Origin of the sequence: Stenotrophomonas maltophilia (assembly GCF_002799245.1) — a bacterium.
GTDB classification, from domain to species: domain Bacteria; phylum Pseudomonadota; class Gammaproteobacteria; order Xanthomonadales; family Xanthomonadaceae; genus Stenotrophomonas; species Stenotrophomonas maltophilia_S.
Genome location: NZ_NEQV01000006.1, coordinates 191,471 through 210,172, shown reverse-complemented (window position 1 = coordinate 210,172; position 18,702 = coordinate 191,471). Strand labels below are relative to the sequence as shown.

Here is an 18,702-nt window from a genome sequence, read left to right as displayed (position 1 = left end):
GTTCAGTGGAAGCGCGAGCGGATGTCCGGCCGCAACAGGCGCCAGGCCAGCCAGCCCTGCAGGCCCAGGAACAGGATCGAGGTAGCGACCACGATGAAGGTGACCATCCAGCGCCGCGGCTGCAGCTCCTGCTGCAGGGCCGGATCATCGGCCAGCAGCGCGATGAGATCGCGCATGCAGGCGTCCAGCCACCAGGCGATCGCGAAGTTGGCCAGCGCGCTCAGCAACAACAGCGCCACGAAGCCCCACAGGCCCCAGCGGCGCTCGCGCAGCAGGCCCCAGCTGGCGGTGGTCGAGGCCAGGCAGATCAACGCGGTGATCATCGAGGCGCCGACCGGGTGGGCCAGCAGCCAGGTGACGCTGTGCATCCGGTGCGCCTGCGCCATGCCGGCCAGCGACTGCCACAGCGGGGTGCCGTGCAGTGGCCACAACAGCAGCGCCTGCAGTACGAAGTAGAGCGTCAGCAGCAGGCACAGCCAGAACGACGCCTGCGCCATCGGGCGCACCCAGGCGTTGGCGGTCGGGGTGATGGGGGTGGGAAGCGGCGGGAGCGGCACTGACATCCGATGTCCTTGCAGTCGGCGCCCGCCTGCTCAGCGGGCCGTCACCCGGGTGGCGACCGCCGGCAGGATATGGTGTTCGCTCAAGGGTGCCAAGGGCAGGCCATGCGGTGGCTGCAGGGGCACCCAGGCCAGTTCGGCGATCTCGGCGCTCGCCTGGGGCGTGCCGTCCACCTGCACCCACCACGCCTGCGCCTGCACACGGTGGCCGGGCTCGTTCACCGCCCAGTCCTCGAACGTGCCCAGCGCGATGGCCGAAGCGGCGCACAGCTGCACGCCCAGTTCCTCGTGCAGTTCGCGGGCCAGCGCCTGCAACGGTGCTTCGCCGGGTTCGGGCTTGCCACCGGGCTGGATGAAGCGGCGGGCGCCGTGCTTGCGCACCAGCAGCGCCCGGCCGCGGTCATCCAGGATGACCGCGGCCACGATCCGGATCGTGGCCGCGGCAGTACTCACTTCAGGTTCTGCTCGAACAGCTTGAGGATGCGCTTGTACTGGTCCAGCCAGGAGTCGGCACGCACGTAGCCGTGGCGCTCCAGCGGGTACGGTGCGATCGACCAGTTGTCCTTGTGCAGTTCGATCAGGCGCTGGGTCAGATGCACCGAGTCCTGGAAGAACACGTTGTCATCCATCATGCCGTGGGCGATCAGCAGGTTGTCCTGCAGGTTCTGCGCGTATTCGATCGGCGAGGACACGCGGTACGCCTCCGGATCGATGTCCGGGGTGTTGAGGATGTTGCTGGTGTAGCCGTGGTTGTAGTTGTGCCAGTCCACCACCGGGCGCAGCGCGGCGCCGGCCTTGAAGGTGCCCGGTGCACGGAACAGCGCCATGAAGGTCATGAAACCGCCGTAGGAACCGCCGTAGATGCCGGCGTGGTCACGGTCGCCCTGCTGGGTGTCGACCAGCCAGTCCAGGCCGTCCTTGTAGTCTTCCAGTTCCGGGTGGCCCATGTTGCGGTAGATGGCCGTGCGCCAGTCGCGGCCGTAGCCCTCGCTGCCGCGGTAGTCCATGTCCAGCACGATGTAACCCTTCTCCACCAGCAGGTTGTGGAACATCTGCTCGCGGAAATAGGCCGGGTAGCGCTGGTGCACGTTCTGCAGGTAGCCGGCGCCGTGCACGAACATCACGATCGGGTACTTCCTGCCCGGTTCCTTGTGCTCGGGCTCGTAGTACTTGGCCCAGACCACGCCGGCACCATGCTTGGACGGCACCGCCACCAGCTTGGGCTGGATCCACTCGCGTGCCTTGTAGTCGGCAGTGCGGGTGTCGGTCAGTACCCGCGCCTGGCCACCGGCACTGGGCAGCACGGCCAGCTGCGGCGGCAGGTAGGCTGCGGAGTAACGCACCAGCAGCTGCTGGCCATCCGGCGACAGCGAGAAGTCTTCCACGCCGTTGAGGCTGGTCAGCTCGCGTACCTGGCGGTTGCCGGTGTCGACCGCGCAGACTTCGTAGTCATGCGGCGCCTGCTGGTTGCACAGGAAATAGAAGCCCTTGCCATCGGCCGACGGCACCGGCGCCGAGGTTTCCCACTTGCCGCTGGTCAGCGCCTGCGGCTTGGCGGTGCCGGCCTGGGTGTACAGGTGCGAGAAGCCCGATTCTTCGGACAGCAGCCACAGCGTGCGGCCATCGGCCATCCAGCCGAAATCGTTGAAGCCCCAGTTGATCCAGGCGTTGTCGGTCAGGCGGTGGCGGTTCTGCACGCGGCCGTCGGCTGCGTTGACGCTGATGATCCAGCGGTCCTTGTTGTCGTTGGCACGCAGCATCACCGCTGCCTGCTGGCCGTCGGCGCTCCAGCGGATGCCGCCGCCCATGAAATCGCTCATCACCTGCACGCTGCGCTCGCCCTTCAGCGCATCCTTGCCGGCCTTGCGGCGCAGTTCGGCCAGCGGGTCGGTATTGATGCCCGGCAAGCTGCCCAGCGAGACCTTCTCGGCCTTGCCGGTGCGCACGTCCACGTACCACAGGGTGTGCGGTTCGAAACCGTTGCGGCCGACGCGGGTGCGGGTGTCCTCGGTTTCCTCGTAACCCGATTCGGTCACGTACAGCGGCATCTTGCTGGTGCGGCCGTCGTCGAAGTCCTTCGGCTTGGTCACCACGATCAGGTGGGTCAGGTCCGGTGACAGCACGCTGTCACCGATCTCGACATCGGCGCCCAGGTACACCGGGCCCGGCGCGCGGGTCGGATCGGCCTGGCGCCAGCGCTGGTCCTGGTCCTTCAGTGCTTCGCGCTGGTCGCGGTCGCGGCGCAGGGTTTCCAGCGTGCGCAGCTGCTGGTCGCGCAGCACGTCGGCCTTCGGCGCCGTACGCGGGTCCTTGTCGGCCTTCAGGCTGGCCACCTGCTGTACACCGCTGGCTGCGGTCCAGTGGAACCAGTTCTGGCCGACGCGCCAGATCACGCCGTTGTCGGCGGCGAAGTTCACGCCGCTGGCGCGTTCGTTGCTGCGGGTCAGCTGGGTCAGCGCGCCGCTGCGCAGGTCGCGCACGAACACATCGCCGTTGCGGACGAAGGCGCTGCGGCTGCGGCTGCGGTCGTAGACCGGCTCGGCGACGTCCAGGGTGCCGCGCTGGTCATCGGCCACCTGCGCGGCCACGCCGCCGGCGACCGGCTGGCGGAAGGTGTCGCGCACCGGGCTGCCGTTGCGCTTGAGCTGGTACTCCACCTGCTGGCTGTTCCACGACCACCAGGCCTTCTCGACCGGCGGACCGATCCAGTCCGGGTCGGCCATGGCCTGTTCGATGGTGATCGGCGTCGGCGCGGCATGCGCAGCCGGTGCGGCCAGCACGGCCGACAGCAGGAGGGACAGGGGCAGCACTCGGGACATGGGCGGACGGCACCAGAAGAGGAAACCGGGCAAGCGTAGCAGCCGCAAGGGCCCCGGGCAGGGGCCACAGGTCATGGCAGCGGAATCGGCAAAATGCTGCAACCGGTTGCCGTGGTCGCGCATCCATTCTCCTGAACCCGCATCATCCACCGAACAGGAGCCCGACCATGCAGGAACTGATCCCGATCACCCTCTTCATCTGCATCGCCTACGCGATCCATGCCATTGCCGATGCCCGCGCCCGCAGCAAGCTGGTGGCCCCGCACGTGCCGGAGGAAGTGATCCGCTCGCTGGCGGTGCTGGAAGAAGAGCGCCGCCGGCAGGGTGCGCTGCGCTGGGGCATCAGCCTGGTCAGCCTGGCCGTGGCGATGGGCCTGCTGGAGGCGATCGGTGCGCGCGAGCTGACCTTCGGCGCTGCCGCCGCAATGGTCGGCAGCGCCGGCCTCGGCCAGCTGCTGGCCTGGCATTTCACCCGTCCCGCCGCACGCCAGGGCTGAGGCAGGCATGCCACGGGCACAGGGGGCGCCCCGCGCATGAGCCTGCTGGGCGGAGCACTGGCTGCATTGCGGGGACGTCGCCGCAATGCAGCGGCGATGGCGGCACCCGCCGAGCCGCTGGACGCGGACCAGGCCCTGGTGCGGGCCATCATCGACGGTTCGCAAGCGGCCTTTGCACAACTGGTGGAGACGCACCAGCGCACCTGTGCGCATGTGATCGGGCGTATGGTCGGCGACCGCGACCAGGTTGCTGACCTGCTGCAGGAAACCTTCCTGGCGGTGTTCCGCCAGCTGCACCGGTTCCGCTTTGAATCCTCGCTGCGCACCTGGGTTTCCCGGGTCGCTTACACCACTGCGCTGCAGCATCTGCGGCGGCGGCGGTTGGAGAGGCAATGGATGGTGGCGGTGGAGGTGCCGGAGGAACTGGGGATCGGCGATGAAGGCCCCGGGCCCGCCGAGTTGAGTGAGGCCCTGCAGGCCGGGCGCCAGCTCGGCGCGGCACTGGAACGCTTGAGTGCACCGCAGCGCCTGATCGTCGGCCTGCATTACCTGGAGGATTTCGACCTGGCCGAGATCGAACAGGTGACCGGGCTGGCACGCGGTACCATCAAGAGCCACCTGCACCGCGCGCGCCAGGTCCTGAAGCAGGAACTGACGCGGCATGCCACCGCCGGAGAGCTGCTGTGAACCCACCGACCGACCCTCGCGATGCGGAAGCGCGCGCGCTGGCACAGGCGTTGCGTGAGCAGGCGCAGCAGGAAGAAACGCCGGACGTGAATGAGGCGCTGCAGAAGCGCATTAGCGCTGAGTCGCGCGACAGTGGTGTGTGGTATGTGGTGGTGCAGGTGCTGCTGGTTGCGGCGTTGCTGGCGGCAGGCGTCGTGTACTTCTGGCAGTGAGGCGCCCACCGGGCGATGGGCCGCTCCCATTGCTGTGGGTGGATGCCGGCCTTGGTCGGCGCTGGGGTGTGCGTGCCAACCAGGGTTGGCAGCTACTCATCCAATCGCTGTGGGTAGATGCCGACCTTGGTCGGCGCTTGAGTGTGTGCCAACCAAGGTTGGCGGCTACCAAAGCGGTCAATCGGTAGCCCCGGGCCATGCCCGGCGGCGGTCACGCCGCCCTGCGACAAAGTGAAGCAGCGCGTCACCCGGTCGCATCCCGGCTCAACGAAATCCTCCTAAAGTGGTCCGGTATCCCACCGGTCGCAGGCAGGAGGCGTCCCTTGGACGCGTTGTTGTTGTCCCGGATCCAGTTCGGATTCGTCATCAGTTTCCATGTGCTGTTCCCCGCCTTCACCATCGGTACGGCCAGCTGGCTGGCCTTCATCGAATGGCGCTGGCTGCGCACGAAGTTGCCCGTGTGGCGCGAGCTGTATTTCTTCTGGCAGAAGATCTTCGCAGTGTCGTTCGGCATGGGTGTGGTCAGCGGCATCGTCATGGCCTTCCAGTTCGGCACCAACTGGCCGCGGCTGAGCGAGGTGGCCGGCACGGTCATCGGCCCACTGCTGACCTATGAAGTGCTGACCGCCTTCTTCCTGGAGGCCAGCTTCCTCGGCGTGATGATGTTCGGCTGGGGCCGGGTCTCGCCACGCCTGCATTTTCTCTCCACCTGCATGGTGGCGCTGGGCACGCTGTTCTCCACGTTCTGGATCCTCTCGTCCAACAGCTGGCTGCATACGCCGGCCGGCTACGAGATGGTCAACGGCATCGTGCATCCGGTGGACTGGTGGCAGGTGGTGTTCAATCCCTCGTTCCCCTACCGCCTGGCGCACATGGCGCTGGGTTCGTTCATCACCACCTGTTTCGTGATTGGTGGCGTGGGCGCGTGGTACCTGCGCAGGGGCACGCACGTGGAAGCGGGCCGGCGCATGTTGATCGCCGCCGTGGCATTCGCTGCGCTGACCGTGCCGGTGCAGATCTTCGTTGGCGACATGCATGGCCTGAACACGCTCAAGCACCAGCCGATGAAGATCGCGGCGATGGAAGCGCACTGGCACGAAACCAGGGAGGGCGAGGGCGTGCCGCTGGTGGTGTTCGCGCTGCCCAATGAGAAGGAAGAGCGCAACGACTTCGAAGTGGCCATCCCGAAGCTGGGCAGCGTGATCCTCACCCATTCGCTGGACGGCACCTTCGATCCGCTCACCTCGGTACCGGCCAGCGAGCGGCCGCCGGTGACGCCGGTGTTCTTCGCCTTCCGCATCATGGTCGGGCTGGGCACGCTGATGCTGCTGCTGGCGTGGGTGTCGGCGTTCCAGCTGTGGCGCAACAGGCTGCTGGATTCGCCGTGGCTGCTGCGCGGCTGGAACTGGATGCTGCCCAGTGGCTTCATCGCGCTGATCTCCGGTTGGTTCGTCACCGAGATGGGGCGACAGCCGTGGGTGGTGTACGGCGTGCTGCGCACGGCTGATGCGGTGGGCCCGCAGAGGGCGTGGATGACCGCGCTGTCGCTGGGCGTCTATGTGGTCGGCTATGCCTTCGTGTTCGGCTGGGGCATCTGGTACCTGGTGAAGATCCTGCGCCATGGGCCGCAGCCGTACGCCGAAGGGCCGTCGCTGGACCACGGCAGCCACACCCCGGCGCGCCCGCTGTCGGCGGCCGACGAACCGCTGGAGGAGCGCTGACATGGACCTGATGACCTGGCTGCCGGTGGCATGGTTCGCGGTGATCGGCTTCGGCGTGCTGATGTATGTGGTGCTGGACGGCTTCGTGCTCGGTATCGGCATCCTTGCCCCGTTCGCCGAGGACGAGGAACAGCTGGACCTGATGATGAACACGGCCGCGCCGATCTGGGATGGCAACGAGACCTGGCTGGTGCTGGGCGGCGCTGGGCTGTTGGCGGCCTTCCCCAAGGCCTATGCGGTGCTGTTGTCGGCGCTGTACCTGCCGGTGTTGCTGCTGGTGGTGGCGCTGGTGTTCCGCGGCGTGGCCTTTGAATTCCGTTTCAAGGCGCATCGTTCGCGCCGGCTGTGGAGCGTGGCGTTCGGCCTCGGTTCGCTGCTGGCGACCTTCGCCCAGGGCGTGATCCTGGGCACCCTGGTGCAGGGCATCCCGCTGGTGGACGGTGTCTACCAGGGCGGTGCGTTTGCCTGGTTCAGCCCGTTTGCGATGCTGACCGGTGCTGCGCTGGTGGCCGGCTATGCGCTGCTGGGCAGCACCTGGCTGATCCTGAAGACAGAGGGACGCGTGCAGGCGCTTGCGCGGCAGATGACCCGGCCGCTGGTGGTGGCGGTGATCGCGGCGATGGGCCTGGTCAGCAGCTGGCTGCCGTTCCTCGATTCGCGGTTGATGGCACGCTGGTTCAGCGACGGCAACTTCTGGTGGCTGTCGCCGGTGCCGCTGCTGACCCTGGCGGTGGCTGCGGCGCTGTGGCGCAGCGCGACCCATCCGCGTCGCGATCTACCGCCGTTCCTGCTCAGCCTGGCCCTGTTCGTGCTTGGCTTCCTCGGCCTGGTGCTGGGCATGTGGCCCTACCTGCTGCCGCCGTCAATGACCCTGTGGCAGGCCGCCGCGCCGGCCTCCTCGCTGGGCTTCACCCTGGTCGGGCTGGTCATTCTGCTGCCGGTCATCCTCGGCTACACGGCCTGGTCGTACCGGGTGTTCCGCGGCAAGGTGCACGCCGACACCGGTTACCACTGATCGATTGAAGCGGGGCCGGCCGGTGCCGGGTCCCGCGTTGGGGAATGTGAAGGCCTGCACACCCCGTGCAGGACGTGCTAGCGTGCGCTCCTTTCCGGCGGCCAGGGGGGCAGCCGGCGACGTCCTGGACGGACGCACGGCTGCAGGAACGGGGGGCCGCCGCGCGTCGCCGTAATGGCTCGTGCCTATCGTTCTCCTGTTGAAGCACCTTCGCTAAATGATCGAATTCTCCATCGTCGACTGGGCTGCCTGGGCACCTGGCCTGAGCGAGCGCAGCCAGTGGCTGGGCTGGGCCGATGCGCCGTATCCGCCAGATGGCGAAGACACGCCGGCGCTGGCCGAGATACCGGCGATGCAGCGCCGCCGCATCGAGCGGCTGGGCCGGATGGCGATCCAGGCTGCGTGCTGGTGCGAGGACGGGCAGGGTGCCGACAGCCAGGTGCCGCTGGTGTTCGCCAGCCGCCATGGCGACGTGGCCCGTTCGATGGACCTGCTGAGGGCGCTGGTTGGCGAGCAGCCGCTGTCGCCGACCGGGTTCGGCCTGTCGGTCCACAACGCGATCGCGGCGCTGTACTCGATCGCCCGCGGCCACCGCGGCAACTACCTGGCGCTGGCTGCCGGCCAGGCCACGGTCGAGACCGCCTGCCTGGAGGCGGCCGGCCTGCTGGCCGATGGCGCCCGCGAAGTGCGGGTGGTGGTCTATGAATCGCCGCTTCCCGAGATTTACGCGACGTTCGCCGACGAACCCGACCCGTTCTTTGCCTGGTGTTGGCGATTGACGACGCCGACGCCGGGCCAGCCGACCCTCTCGCTGCAGTGGGAGGCGGCGCCGGACGCGACTGCCACCGCACCGGGCACGTTGCCGCACGCGCTGGACCTGCACCGCTTCCTGTTGTCCGGCGCGCCGGCACTGGAGCACGTGACCCAGGGCCAGCGCTGGCGCTGGGGGCGCCGTGGCTGAGGCGCTGCGCCGTCTCGATCATGCCTGGCGGGTGTTCGGCACCGGCCTGAGCTTTGCCGCATTTGGCATGGGCGGCCTGCTGCTGGGCGTGCTGGTGATGCCGGTGCTGCTGCTGATGCGCGACCCGGTGGTCCGCCGCCGCCGGGCCCGCCGCGTGGTCCAGGTCGCCTTTGCCAGCCACCTGCGCCTGATGCGTGCGCTGGGGGTGATGACCTACCAGATCGAGGGCGGTGAACGCCTGCAGCGCGACGGTTTGCTGGTGCTGGCCAATCACCCGACCCTGATCGATGTGGTCTGCCTGATCGCGCTGCTGCCCAACGCCGATTGCGTGGTGAAACGCGCCGTGGCCTGCAACCCGTTCATGCGCGGCCCGGTGCGGGCGGCCGGCTACATTGCCAACGATGACGGGGCTGGCCTGGTTGATGACTGCGTGGCGGCGGTGCATGCCGGCGGCACCCTGGTCATCTTCCCGGAGGGCACCCGCAGCGTGCCGGGCCAGCCGCCACGGCTGCAGCGCGGGGCCGCCAACATCGCCGTCCGCGGCCGGCTGGACATCACCCCGGTGCGGATCACCTGCACCCCGCCCACGTTGACCAAGGGACAGAAGTGGTATCGTGTCCCCTCACGTCGCTTTCACGTTCGGCTGCAGATCGGCGAAGATATCCCGATCGCGCCCTTCCTGGCCGATGACGACTCGCCAAGGGGGGATGCCTTGGCAGCACGCCGCGTCACCGAGCACCTTTCTCGTTACTTCGACCTGTCTGGAGATCCGCCCCGTGCAAGCACTTGAGCACGAGATCAAGGAATTGATCATTTCCTCCCTTTCGCTGGAGGACATCACGCCGGAGGACATCGATCCGACCGCGCCGTTGTTCGTCGAGGGCCTCGGCCTGGATTCGATCGATGCGCTGGAGCTGGGCCTGGCGCTGCAGAAGAAGTACGGTGTCAGCCTCTCGGCCGATTCGGAAGAAACCCGTCGCCATTTCTCCAGCGTGCGCGCGCTCGGCGAGTTCGTCGCCGCCCGCCAGTCGTAACGGCGCCAGGAATTGCCATGACCAAGAATGAACTGTTCGAACGCATCGTCAGCATCCTGACCGACAGCTTCGAGATTGAAACCGCCCGGATCACCCCCGAGGCCCGCCTGTACGACGACCTAGACATCGACAGCATCGATGCGGTCGACCTGATCGTGCAGCTCAAGCCGCTGCTTGGCCGCAATCTGCAGCCGGAAGCGTTCAAGGCCGTGCGCACCGTGCAGGACATCGTCGATGTCGTACATGGACTGCTGCCGGACCAGGCAGCCGCCTGACCGCAGCGCCGGCGGCTTCGCCATGGCTCGCGCACGTACCGTCGTGGTGGCAGCGATTTCGCTTGCCTACCCGCTGCTGGTGTACCTGGCGATGGGCCGTTTCGAGCCGCGCTGGCTGTCGCTGCTGCTGTTCACCCTGGCCCTGCTGCGTGCGCTGAGCACGCGCCAGCCGTTGTGGTGGGCTGCCGCGGCCGGCACCGGCCTGCTGGCGGTGCTGGCCACCGTGCTCAACCAGGCCCTGCCGTTGAAGCTGTACCCGGCGCTGGTCAACGCGGTGATGCTGGCGGTGTTCGGTACCAGCCTGCGCTTCGGGCCGCCGCTGGTGGAGCGCCTGGCGCGGCTGCAGGAGCCGGACCTGCCCCCGTTCGCGGTGGCCTATACCCGCCGCGTCACCCAGGTATGGTGTGGCTTCTTCGTTCTCAACGGCAGCCTGGCCCTGCTGACCGCGCTGTATGCGTCGGACCGGGTCTGGATGCTCTACAACGGATTGTTGGCGTACGTGATGATGGGCGTGTTGTTCGCAGGTGAGTGGCTGGTGCGGCGGCGGGTGAAGGCGGCGCACGCGCATGGCTGAGTGGATTGCCCTGGACCGGTTGCTGCTGGAGGCACGGCCGCAGCGCGTCGTCGGCCTCTGCGATGGCCACGTGGTCGACCACGCCAGCTTCCGGCAGCGCGTGCTGGACTGGCGCGCCGCCTTTGCGGCGGCCGAAGGCCGCGACTGGGCCCTGTACTTCGATGATGCCGTGGCCTTCGCCGCAGCGCTGTTCGGTGCCTGGCATGCCGGCAAGCGGGTGTTCCTGGCGGCTGACAACCTGCCGGCCACGCTGCAGGCACTGCAGCCGCAGGTGAGCGGTTTCGCGGGTGATGTCTGCGCCGATTACCACCCGCTGGCTGCACCGGACGCCGGGCGTGACGACGGACTGCAGACGCTGGACGAGCGCGCCTGCGAGCTGTGCGTGTTCACTTCCGGCAGTACCGGCCAGCCCAGTGCCATCGGCAAGCGCCTGGACCAGCTGGCGCGCGAGGTGGAAGCGCTGCAGGACGCATTCGGCGCACAGATGGAAGGGGTGCAGGTGCATGGCACGGTGTCCCACCAGCACATCTACGGGCTGCTGTTCCGCGTGCTGTGGCCGCTGGCCGCCGGTCGCCTGATCCATCCGCGCCGCTTCTTCCACGAAGACCTGGTGGGCGCGCTGGCCGGTACCGATACGGTGCTGGTGGCGACGCCGGCCCACCTCAAGCGCCTGCCCGAGCAGCTTGACTGGGCCAGCCTGCATGGCCGCCTGCGCGCGGTGTTCTCCTCCGGTGGCCCGCTGCCGGAAGACGCGGCGCGGCAGGTGCGGCAGTGGCTGGGCGTGGCCCCGACCGAGGTCTATGGCAGCAGCGAGACCGGCGGTATCGCCTGGCGTCGCTGGGACACCGACCTGCCGCCGTGGCAGCCGCTGCCGGGTGTGCAATGGCGGATCGACGACGGCTGCCTGGCGGTCGCCTCGGCACATCTGGAAACCCCCGGCTGGTGGCGCACCCAGGACCGCGTTGAAGCCCTGGCCGATGGCCGCTTCCGCCTGCTGGGACGCGCCGACCGTATCGTCAAGATCGAAGAGCGCCGCGTTTCGCTGGATGCGCTGGAACGCGCGCTGCGCGAAGACGCCGAAGTGGATGACGTGCGCGTGCTGGTGCTGGCGGGGCAGCGCGAGCAGCTGGCCGCCGTGGTGGTGCCGGCCGATCCGGCGCTGCTGGACGGCGGCGACGCCGCGCGCCGTGCGCTGGGCCAACGCCTCGGCGCGCGCCTGGCGCATGCGCACGACGCGGTGACCCGGCCGCGCCGCTGGCGCCTGGTGCAGGCCTTGCCGATCAACGCGCAGGGCAAGGTGACCCAGGCGGCATTGGCGGCGCTGTTCCAGCCACTGATGCCGGTGCCGGTCTGGGATCACCGCGATGCTGACAGCGCCACGCTGCGCATGACCCTCGACCCGGCGCTGCGGCCATTCCAGGGCCACTTCCCGCAGGCGGCGATCCTGCCCGGCGTGGCGCAGCTGGACTGGGCGGTGCGTTTCGGCCGCCAGGCGTTCGCGATGCCGGCCGGCTTCCTGCGCATGGACGCAGTGAAGTTCCAGCATGTGGCCCGCCCGGGCGATGAGCTGACCCTGCAGCTGGACTGGGATGCCGCACGCAACGTGCTGGCCTTCCGCTACACCTCCAGCCACGGCGTGCATGCCAGCGGCAAGGTGGTTTTCGCTGATGCGGACTGACCCGGCCGTCGCCGGTGCCGCGTTCGCGCCACTGGTGGTGATTCCCGTCTACGACCACGAGCAAGCCATCGTGGCGGTGGTCGATGGCGTGCAGGCCGCCGGCCTGCCCTGCCTGCTGGTCGACGATGGTTCGCGTGCGTCCTGTGCGACGGTGCTGCGTTCGCTGGCACAGCGCCAGGGCGTGGACCTGCTGCGCCTGGACGTGAACCAGGGCAAGGGCGGGGCAATGCTGGCCGGTTTTGCCGAAGCCGGTGCGCGTGGCTACAGCCACGTGCTGCAGATCGATGCAGACGGCCAGCACGATACCGCTGACCTGCCGCGCTTCATCGAGGCCGCATGCGCGCATCCCGATGCGGTGATCTGCGGCATTCCGGCCTACGACGCCAGCGTTCCCAAGGCGCGCCTGTATGGCCGCTACGCGACCCACATCTGGGTCTGGATCAACACGCTGTCGCTGCACCTGCGCGACACCATGTGCGGCTTCCGCGTGTATCCACTGCCGCCGGTGCTGCGCCTGATCGGTGAAGAGACCATCGGCCGGCGCATGGATTTCGATACTGAAGTGATGGTGCGCCTGTACTGGCGCCAGCTGCCGGTCGAGCACCTGGCCACGCGCGTGACCTATCCTGCCGATGGCGTGTCGCACTTCGATGTGTGGCGCGACAACGTGCGCATCAGCCGCATGCACACCCGCCTGTTCTTCGGCATGCTCTGGCGCGCTCCGCGCCTGCTGTGGCGCCGCCTGCAGGGACAGCGCTGAGATGGCGACCACGCAGGACGCCCCGCACTGGGCCGACATCGGCGAATCCACGTCGGTGGCCGGCGTGCTGTTCCTGTGCTGGGTGCACCGCTGGTTCGGGCGCTGGCCGTTCCGCCTGTGCGTGTGGCCGGTGGTGGCCTGCCATTGGCTGGGCAACCGCGTCGGGCGCCAGGCCTCGATGCAGTACCTGCAGCGGCTGCAGGCGTACAGCGGCGTGCTGGGACGCACGCCGACCCGGCGCGACAGCCTGCGCCACTTCTTCGCCTTCGCCGATACGATGCTGGACAAGATCCTCGGCCTGGGCGGGCGCTATCCGGCCGAGCGCATCCACCTGCATCGCGACCTGGTGCTGCAGAAGATCGCGCGCCGCGAAGGCGGGCTGATCCTCACCGCGCACATCGGCTGCCTGGAACTGTGCCAGGTGCTTGCCGAACAGGTGCCGGGTTTCCGCATCACCGTGCTGGTGCACACCGCGCATGCGCAGCGCTTCAACCGCCTGCTGCAGCGGCTGGACCCGCTGGCCGCGGTGGAGCTGGTGCAGGTGACCGAAATGGGGCCGGCCACCGCGGTGATGCTTGCCGAGCGCGTGGCGGCAGGTGGCTTCGTCGCCATCGTCGGCGACCGTACACCGGTGCAGGGAGGGCGCAGCGTCACCGCCGATTTCCTTGGCCACCGCGCGCCGTTCCCGATCGGTGCCTATGTGCTCGCCGCTGCGTTGGGTTGTCCGGTCTACACCATGGCCTGCCTGCACCAGGGCGAGGGCTATCGCGTGGCATTTGAACAATTCGCCGAACGCATCGTGCTGCCACGTGGCTCGCGCGACGCAGCACTGGCCGAACAGGCACAGCGCTTCGCGCGCTGGCTGGAACTCCAGGTCATCCAGTCCCCGTTGGACTGGTTCAATTTCTTCCCCTTCTGGGATCAGGCTCCGCATGACGACTGACGCCGTACCCGTGTGCCGCTTTGGCGATGCACCGTTGACCATCGAAGACGTGGTTGCCCTGGCCCAGCGCCAGTGCGAGGCCGCGCTGAGCGACGCGCCGGCGTTCCGCGCGCACATCCAGCGTGGTGCCGACTTCCTCGACCGCCTGCTGCGCGAGGACGGCGTGATCTACGGCGTGACCACCGGCTATGGCGATTCGTGCACGGTGAACATCCCGCCGGCACTGGTGGCTGAACTGCCGCACCACCTGTACACCTACCATGGCTGCGGCCTGGGCCGTTACCTGGATCCGGTCGAGACCCGTGCGGTGCTGGCCGCGCGCCTGGCGTCGCTGGTGCGCGGCATGTCCGGCGTCAGTGTGCCGCTGCTGGAAGGCCTGGCCACGCTGCTGCAGCACGACGTGCTGCCGATGATTCCGGCCGAAGGCTCGGTCGGTGCCAGCGGCGATCTGACGCCGCTGTCCTACGTGGCGGCGGTGCTGTGCGGAGAGCGCGAGGTGCTGCACGAGGGTCGCGTGCAGCCGGCGGCCGGGGTGCTGGCGAAGATCGGCATGACCCCGCTGAAGCTGCGGCCGAAGGAAGGCCTGGCAATCATGAACGGTACCGCCGTGATGACCGGCCTGGCCTGCCTGGCCTGGCAGCGCGCCGACTACCTGGCACGCATGGCCACGCGCCTGACCGCGTTCAACGTGCTGGCCAGCGACGGCAACGCGCACCACTTCGACGAAACCCTGTTCGCGGCCAAGCCGCACCCGGGCCAGGGCCGCATCGCCGCGCGCCTGCGCAGCGACCTGCACAGTGAGCGTCCGCCACGCAATGAACAGCGCCTGCAGGACCGCTATTCGCTGCGCTGCGCGCCGCATGTGATCGGCGTGCTGGAGGACAGCCTGCCGTTCCTGCGCCAGCTGATCGAAACCGAACTGAACAGCGCCAACGACAATCCGCTGATCGATGCCGACGGTGAGCGCATCCTGCATGGCGGCCACTTCTACGGCGGCCACATCGCGCTGGCGATGGACACCCTGAAGAACACCGTGGCCAACGTGGCCGATCTGCTCGACCGCCAGCTGGCACTGGTGGTCGATGCCCGCTACAACCATGGCCTGCCGGCCAACCTGTCGGCGGCCACCGGCCCGCGCGCGGCCATCAACCATGGCCTGAAGGCGCTGCAGATCAGCGTTTCGGCCTGGACCGCCGAAGCACTGAAGCAGACCATGCCGGCCAGCGTGTTCTCGCGTTCCACCGAATGCCACAACCAGGACAAGGTCAGCATGGGCACGATCGCCGCGCGCGACTGCCTGCGCGTGATCGAGCTGACTGAACAGGTGGTGGCCGCCATGCTGATCGCTGCCCGCCAGGGCCTGGCGCTGCGCGAACGGGTTGGCCTGAACGCGCAGCTGCATGGCAGTCTGGCCGACATGTACGCCGACCTGGGGCAGCGCATCGCCCTGGTTGAAGAAGACCGCGCGCTGGATCGCGAACTGCGGGAACTGCTGGTGGAGATCCGCGCGCAACGTTGGGAGCTGTATGCCGGTGAATGAGGCCATCGAACGGGTTGGCGAGATTGCGTTGACCCCCGCCTTCCATGACTGCGATCCGATGAACGTGGTCTGGCATGGCAACTACTTCAAGTACTTCGAGATCGCGCGCTGCGCGCTGCTCGGGCGCTACGACTACGACTACCCGCAGATGCTCGAATCGGGCTACCTGTGGCCGGTGGTCGATGCACGGGTGAAGTATGTGCGCCCGCTGCTGTTCAACCAGGCGCTGCGCGTGATCGCGCGCATCGTGGAATGGGAGAACCGGCTGAAGATCGAGTACGAAATCGTCGACGCGCAGAGCGGCCAGGTGCTGACCCGCGCGATGACCATCCAGGTTGCGGTGGACGCGGCCAGCAAGGAAATGCTGTACCAGTGCCCGCCGGTGCTGTGGGAGCGCCTGGGAGTGCCTGCGCCATGAACCTTGCCAACCGTTTCGCGCGTGCACTGCTGTGCGCCTTGCTGCTGCTGGTTGCGCCGCTGGTGCAGGCGGCCGCCCCGGCCATCGATGCGATCACCCAGGCGGTGGCGCGGCCGGATGTGCTGCGTGGCCAGTTCAGCCAGGAAAAGCAGGTCAGTGGCTTCAAGAACCCGCTGCGCTCGCAGGGCCAGTTCGTGGTCGCGCGCCAGCACGGCGTGATCTGGACCACGCTCAAGCCGTTCCCCTCCGAGGTGGTGGTCACCGCCGACCGCATCCTCAGCCGCCAGCGCGATGGCAGCACCCGCGTCGAGCTCGATGCACGGCAGCAGCCGGCGATGCGTTCGGTGAACGCGATCATGTTCGCGCTGATGAGTGGTGACGTGCAGGCGCTGTCCAGCCAGTTCAACGTGGCGGCCAGCCGGGAAGGACAGGGCTGGCAGCTGCGCCTGACACCGAAGTCGGCGATGCTGGCCAAGGCCTTCCAGTCGCTGACCCTGCAGGGTGACCGCTACGTGCGCCAGGTCGAGATCGTCGAGGCCAACAAGGACCGCACCCAGATCCGGTTCAGCGCATTGAGCGAAGCGCCGGCCACGCTCACCGCCGACGAGGCCCGCCGCTTTGAGTGAGGCCGTGGCATCGAACGCACCGGACCGCTTGCGGCGCTGGTGGCACTGGCTGGGTATCGCCTGGCTGGTACTGCTGCTGGTGATGGGCGCGCAGCAGTGGCGCCTGTGGAGCCAGCAATCGCGGATCGACACCGATATCCTCGCCCTGCTTCCGCAGGATGCGCACGACCGCCTGTTGAGCGACGTCACCCGGCGCATCGCCGACGGCAGCTCGCGGCAGGTGGTGGTGCTGCTGGGCAGCAAGGACGGCGGCGCCGCCAAGCGCGCGCAGGCGGCCTTCGCTGCGGCCATGGCCAAGGACACCGACCATGCACTGCTGGTGCCCAGTGGTTCGATCGAAGGCTGGTTCGATGAGGCGCGCGCGTTCTACGCGCCGTACCGCGACCGCCTGCTGACGCCGGCCCAGCGCGAGCAGCTGCAGGGCAGCGAACCGGGCGCGTTGGCCGAGCAGGCGCTGGCCGCGCTGTACGGCCCGATGGGCGCGCCGCGCCTGACCGATTGGCGCCAGGATCCGCTGTCGCTGTGGCCGCAATGGTGGCAGCAGCAGGCCCAGGGTTCGGGGTTGCGGCTGGGTGATGACGGCCTGCTCGAAGCCGAGGGCAAGCATTGGGCCGCGCTGCAGTTCGATACGCCGGGTTCGGCGTTCCAGCTTGACGGTGAGCGCCATCTTGATGGCCTGCTGGAACGTGCCGGGCAGGCCGCCAGGGCGGCAGCGCCGGAGCTGGAAATCCTGCATGCCGGCGTGCCGCTGCACGCCGAGGCAGCCGCGGTGCAGGCCAACCAGGAGATCAACACGATCGGCTGGGGCTCGCTGGCCGCGGTGCTGCTGCTGGTGTGGCTGGCGTTCCGTTCGCTGCGGCCGATCCTGCTGGTCGCTGCGTCGTTGCTGATCGGCTGTGGCGTGGCGCTGGCGGTGACCGTGCTGGTGTTCGGCAAGGTGCACGTGCTCACCCTGGTGTTCGGTGCATCGCTGGTGGGCGTGGCCGAGGACTATGGCATCCACTGGTTCGCCTCGCGCCAGGCCGAACCGGCCGATCGCCGCTGGAAACTGCTGCGGCACCTGTTGCCGGGCTTGTGGCTGGCCCTGTTGACCAGCGCGCTGGCCTACCTGGCGCTGGGCCTGGCGCCGTTCCCGGGCCTGCGCCAGATGGCCTTGTTCTCGGTGGTCGGGCTGGCCGCCGCCTTCCTTACGGTGATCTTCTGGTTCCCGTGGCTGGATGGCGGCGAGATCCGCCAGACCCGTTTCTCGCAGTGGCTGGGCAACACGCTGGAGCGTTTCCCGCGGCTGCATGGCCGTCGCCCGGTGACGGTGTTCGTGCTGGTTGCGCTGGCGTTCTCTGCCATCGGCATTGCCCGCCTGCACAGCAACGACGACCTGCGCAGCCTGCAGTCTTCGCCGCCGGCGTTGATGGCCCAGCAGATCCGCCTGAGCCAGCTGCTGGGCATGCCCAGCCCCGCGCAGTTCTATCTCGTGCAGGGCGCCGATGCCGCGCAGCTGCTGCAGCGCGAGGAGGCACTGACCGAACGCCTGCGTTCGCTCGCCCACGACCAGCGCATCGGTGGCTACCGCGCGATCAGCGACTGGCTGCCGTCGCCGGCGCGCCAGCAGGCCGATGCCGCGCTGACCGCGAAGGTGGAACCGGGCGTGCTGGATGCGGTGTCCGATGCAGTCGGCGAACCGTTGCCGCGCCCGGACTTCGCCGCTGCACCGCTGACCGCGGAAGCGTTCCTGGCCTCGCCGGCCTCGCAGCCGTTCCGTCACCTGTGGGTGGGTGAGGTCGGCGGGCAGATGATCAGCGTGGTGATGGTCGATGACCTGTCGCGCGCCGATGCGCTGACCACCCTGCGTGGGGCGGCCGAGGGCCTGCCGGGTGTGCGCTGGGTGGACCGCACTGCCGATTTCTCGCAGCTGCTGGGCCACTACCGCAAGCTGATGGGTGGGCTGCTGCTGGTCGGCATCGTGCTGGTGTTCGGCGCGCTGTGGCTGCGCTACCGCCGCCAGGCCTGGCGCGTGTTCGCGCCGACCCTGGTTGCCGGTGCATTGACCCTGGGCCTGCTGGGCCTGTTCGGCCAGCCGCTGCAGCTGTTCAACGTGCTGGCACTGATGCTGCTGCTGGGCATGGGTATCGATTACGGCATCTTCCTGATCGAGCACCGCGGCGATGCCAGTGCCTGGCTGGCGGTGTGCGTGGGCGCGGCCAGCACCTGGCTGTCGTTCGGCCTGCTGGGCCTGTCGCAGACCCCGGCGTTGCGCGCGTTCGGCCTGACCCTGCTGTTCGGCATCGGCCTGGTCTGGCTGATCTCGCCGCTGTTCCGGCCGCCGCCGCACGATCTGCCGCCGGCCTGAGCCTGTTTTCCGACTTCCTTCTTTCTACTTGATCG

The 18,702-nt window shown here is 68.4% G+C and carries 20 protein-coding genes; 17 read left to right on the top strand and 3 right to left on the bottom strand.

Annotated elements, in window-relative coordinates:
• Window positions 1–2 precede the first annotated feature (2 nt).
• From B9Y64_RS18115 to B9Y64_RS18105, 3 genes are read right to left on the bottom strand one after another with little or no spacing between them, the layout of a single operon-like run.
• Window positions 3–563 carry a hypothetical protein gene (locus B9Y64_RS18115; RefSeq protein ID WP_100441896.1) on the bottom strand — a complete coding sequence of 187 codons (561 nt, stop codon included), beginning with the start codon at window positions 561–563 and terminating at the stop codon, window positions 3–5.
• Window positions 564–593: 30 nt separating this feature from the next.
• Window positions 594–1,013 carry an NUDIX hydrolase gene (locus tag B9Y64_RS18110; RefSeq protein WP_100441895.1) on the bottom strand — a complete coding sequence of 140 codons (420 nt, stop codon included), beginning with the start codon at window positions 1,011–1,013 and terminating at the stop codon, window positions 594–596.
• Window positions 1,010–3,379 (bottom strand): S9 family peptidase, encoded by a 2,370-nt coding sequence (locus B9Y64_RS18105; RefSeq protein ID WP_100441894.1) that lies wholly within the window; start codon window positions 3,377–3,379, stop codon window positions 1,010–1,012. Before B9Y64_RS18105 ends, B9Y64_RS18110 begins: the two co-directional genes overlap by 4 nt.
• Before the next feature lie 167 nt (window positions 3,380–3,546).
• On the opposite strand from B9Y64_RS18105, the gene B9Y64_RS18100 reads away from it, so the two are divergent.
• The 17 genes from B9Y64_RS18100 (at window position 3,547) to B9Y64_RS18020 (ending at window position 18,667) form a co-directional block, all read left to right on the top strand.
• Window positions 3,547–3,876 (top strand): hypothetical protein, encoded by a 330-nt coding sequence (locus tag B9Y64_RS18100; RefSeq protein ID WP_100441893.1) that lies wholly within the window; start codon window positions 3,547–3,549, stop codon window positions 3,874–3,876.
• A gap of 36 nt (window positions 3,877–3,912) precedes the next feature.
• Entirely contained in the window at window positions 3,913–4,563 is a 651-nt protein-coding gene (locus B9Y64_RS18095) for an RNA polymerase sigma factor (RefSeq protein WP_100441892.1), read from the top strand.
• Window positions 4,560–4,775: a hypothetical protein gene (locus tag B9Y64_RS18090; RefSeq protein WP_100441891.1), complete on the top strand. Its 216-nt coding sequence runs from the start codon at window positions 4,560–4,562 to the stop codon at window positions 4,773–4,775. The genes B9Y64_RS18095 and B9Y64_RS18090 overlap by 4 nt, the downstream gene beginning before the upstream one ends.
• Before the next feature lie 323 nt (window positions 4,776–5,098).
• A complete protein-coding gene (locus B9Y64_RS18085; protein ID WP_100441890.1) occupies window positions 5,099–6,496 on the top strand; it encodes a cytochrome ubiquinol oxidase subunit I in 1,398 nt (465 codons plus the stop codon).
• A gap of 1 nt (window position 6,497) precedes the next feature.
• A complete protein-coding gene (gene cydB / locus B9Y64_RS18080; RefSeq protein ID WP_100441889.1) occupies window positions 6,498–7,511 on the top strand; it encodes a cytochrome d ubiquinol oxidase subunit II in 1,014 nt (337 codons plus the stop codon).
• 217 nt (window positions 7,512–7,728) lie between these two features.
• Complete coding sequence (locus tag B9Y64_RS18075; protein ID WP_100441888.1) at window positions 7,729–8,472, top strand: beta-ketoacyl synthase chain length factor; 744 nt, start codon at window positions 7,729–7,731, stop codon at window positions 8,470–8,472.
• On the top strand, window positions 8,465–9,262 hold the full coding sequence (locus B9Y64_RS18070; RefSeq protein WP_100441887.1) for a lysophospholipid acyltransferase family protein: 798 nt from the start codon (window positions 8,465–8,467) through the stop codon (window positions 9,260–9,262). Before B9Y64_RS18075 ends, B9Y64_RS18070 begins: the two co-directional genes overlap by 8 nt.
• Window positions 9,249–9,506: a phosphopantetheine-binding protein gene (locus tag B9Y64_RS18065; protein WP_005411610.1), complete on the top strand. Its 258-nt coding sequence runs from the start codon at window positions 9,249–9,251 to the stop codon at window positions 9,504–9,506. Before B9Y64_RS18070 ends, B9Y64_RS18065 begins: the two co-directional genes overlap by 14 nt.
• Window positions 9,507–9,523: 17 nt before the next feature.
• Window positions 9,524–9,781, top strand: a complete 258-nt coding sequence (locus B9Y64_RS18060) for an acyl carrier protein (RefSeq protein WP_005411609.1) — start codon at window positions 9,524–9,526, stop codon at window positions 9,779–9,781.
• 22 nt (window positions 9,782–9,803) lie between these two features.
• A complete protein-coding gene (locus tag B9Y64_RS18055) occupies window positions 9,804–10,355 on the top strand; it encodes a membrane protein (protein WP_032954654.1) in 552 nt (183 codons plus the stop codon).
• Complete coding sequence (locus tag B9Y64_RS18050) at window positions 10,348–12,033, top strand: AMP-binding protein (RefSeq protein WP_100441886.1); 1,686 nt, start codon at window positions 10,348–10,350, stop codon at window positions 12,031–12,033. Before B9Y64_RS18055 ends, B9Y64_RS18050 begins: the two co-directional genes overlap by 8 nt.
• A complete protein-coding gene (locus tag B9Y64_RS18045) occupies window positions 12,023–12,793 on the top strand; it encodes a glycosyltransferase family 2 protein (protein ID WP_100441885.1) in 771 nt (256 codons plus the stop codon). The genes B9Y64_RS18050 and B9Y64_RS18045 overlap by 11 nt, the downstream gene beginning before the upstream one ends.
• Window position 12,794: 1 nt before the next feature.
• On the top strand, window positions 12,795–13,736 hold the full coding sequence (locus B9Y64_RS18040) for an acyltransferase (RefSeq protein WP_100441884.1): 942 nt from the start codon (window positions 12,795–12,797) through the stop codon (window positions 13,734–13,736).
• Window positions 13,726–15,276 (top strand): HAL/PAL/TAL family ammonia-lyase, encoded by a 1,551-nt coding sequence (locus tag B9Y64_RS18035; protein WP_100441883.1) that lies wholly within the window; start codon window positions 13,726–13,728, stop codon window positions 15,274–15,276. Before B9Y64_RS18040 ends, B9Y64_RS18035 begins: the two co-directional genes overlap by 11 nt.
• On the top strand, window positions 15,263–15,694 hold the full coding sequence (locus B9Y64_RS18030) for an acyl-CoA thioesterase (protein WP_014038931.1): 432 nt from the start codon (window positions 15,263–15,265) through the stop codon (window positions 15,692–15,694). Before B9Y64_RS18035 ends, B9Y64_RS18030 begins: the two co-directional genes overlap by 14 nt.
• Window positions 15,691–16,320: an outer membrane lipoprotein carrier protein LolA gene (locus B9Y64_RS18025; RefSeq protein ID WP_100441882.1), complete on the top strand. Its 630-nt coding sequence runs from the start codon at window positions 15,691–15,693 to the stop codon at window positions 16,318–16,320. The genes B9Y64_RS18030 and B9Y64_RS18025 overlap by 4 nt, the downstream gene beginning before the upstream one ends.
• The gene (locus B9Y64_RS18020) at window positions 16,313–18,667 is read left to right on the top strand and encodes an MMPL family transporter (protein WP_100441881.1); all 2,355 of its coding nucleotides are present in this window, start codon (window positions 16,313–16,315) and stop codon (window positions 18,665–18,667) included. The genes B9Y64_RS18025 and B9Y64_RS18020 overlap by 8 nt, the downstream gene beginning before the upstream one ends.
• The last annotated feature ends 35 nt before the right edge of the window (window positions 18,668–18,702 follow it).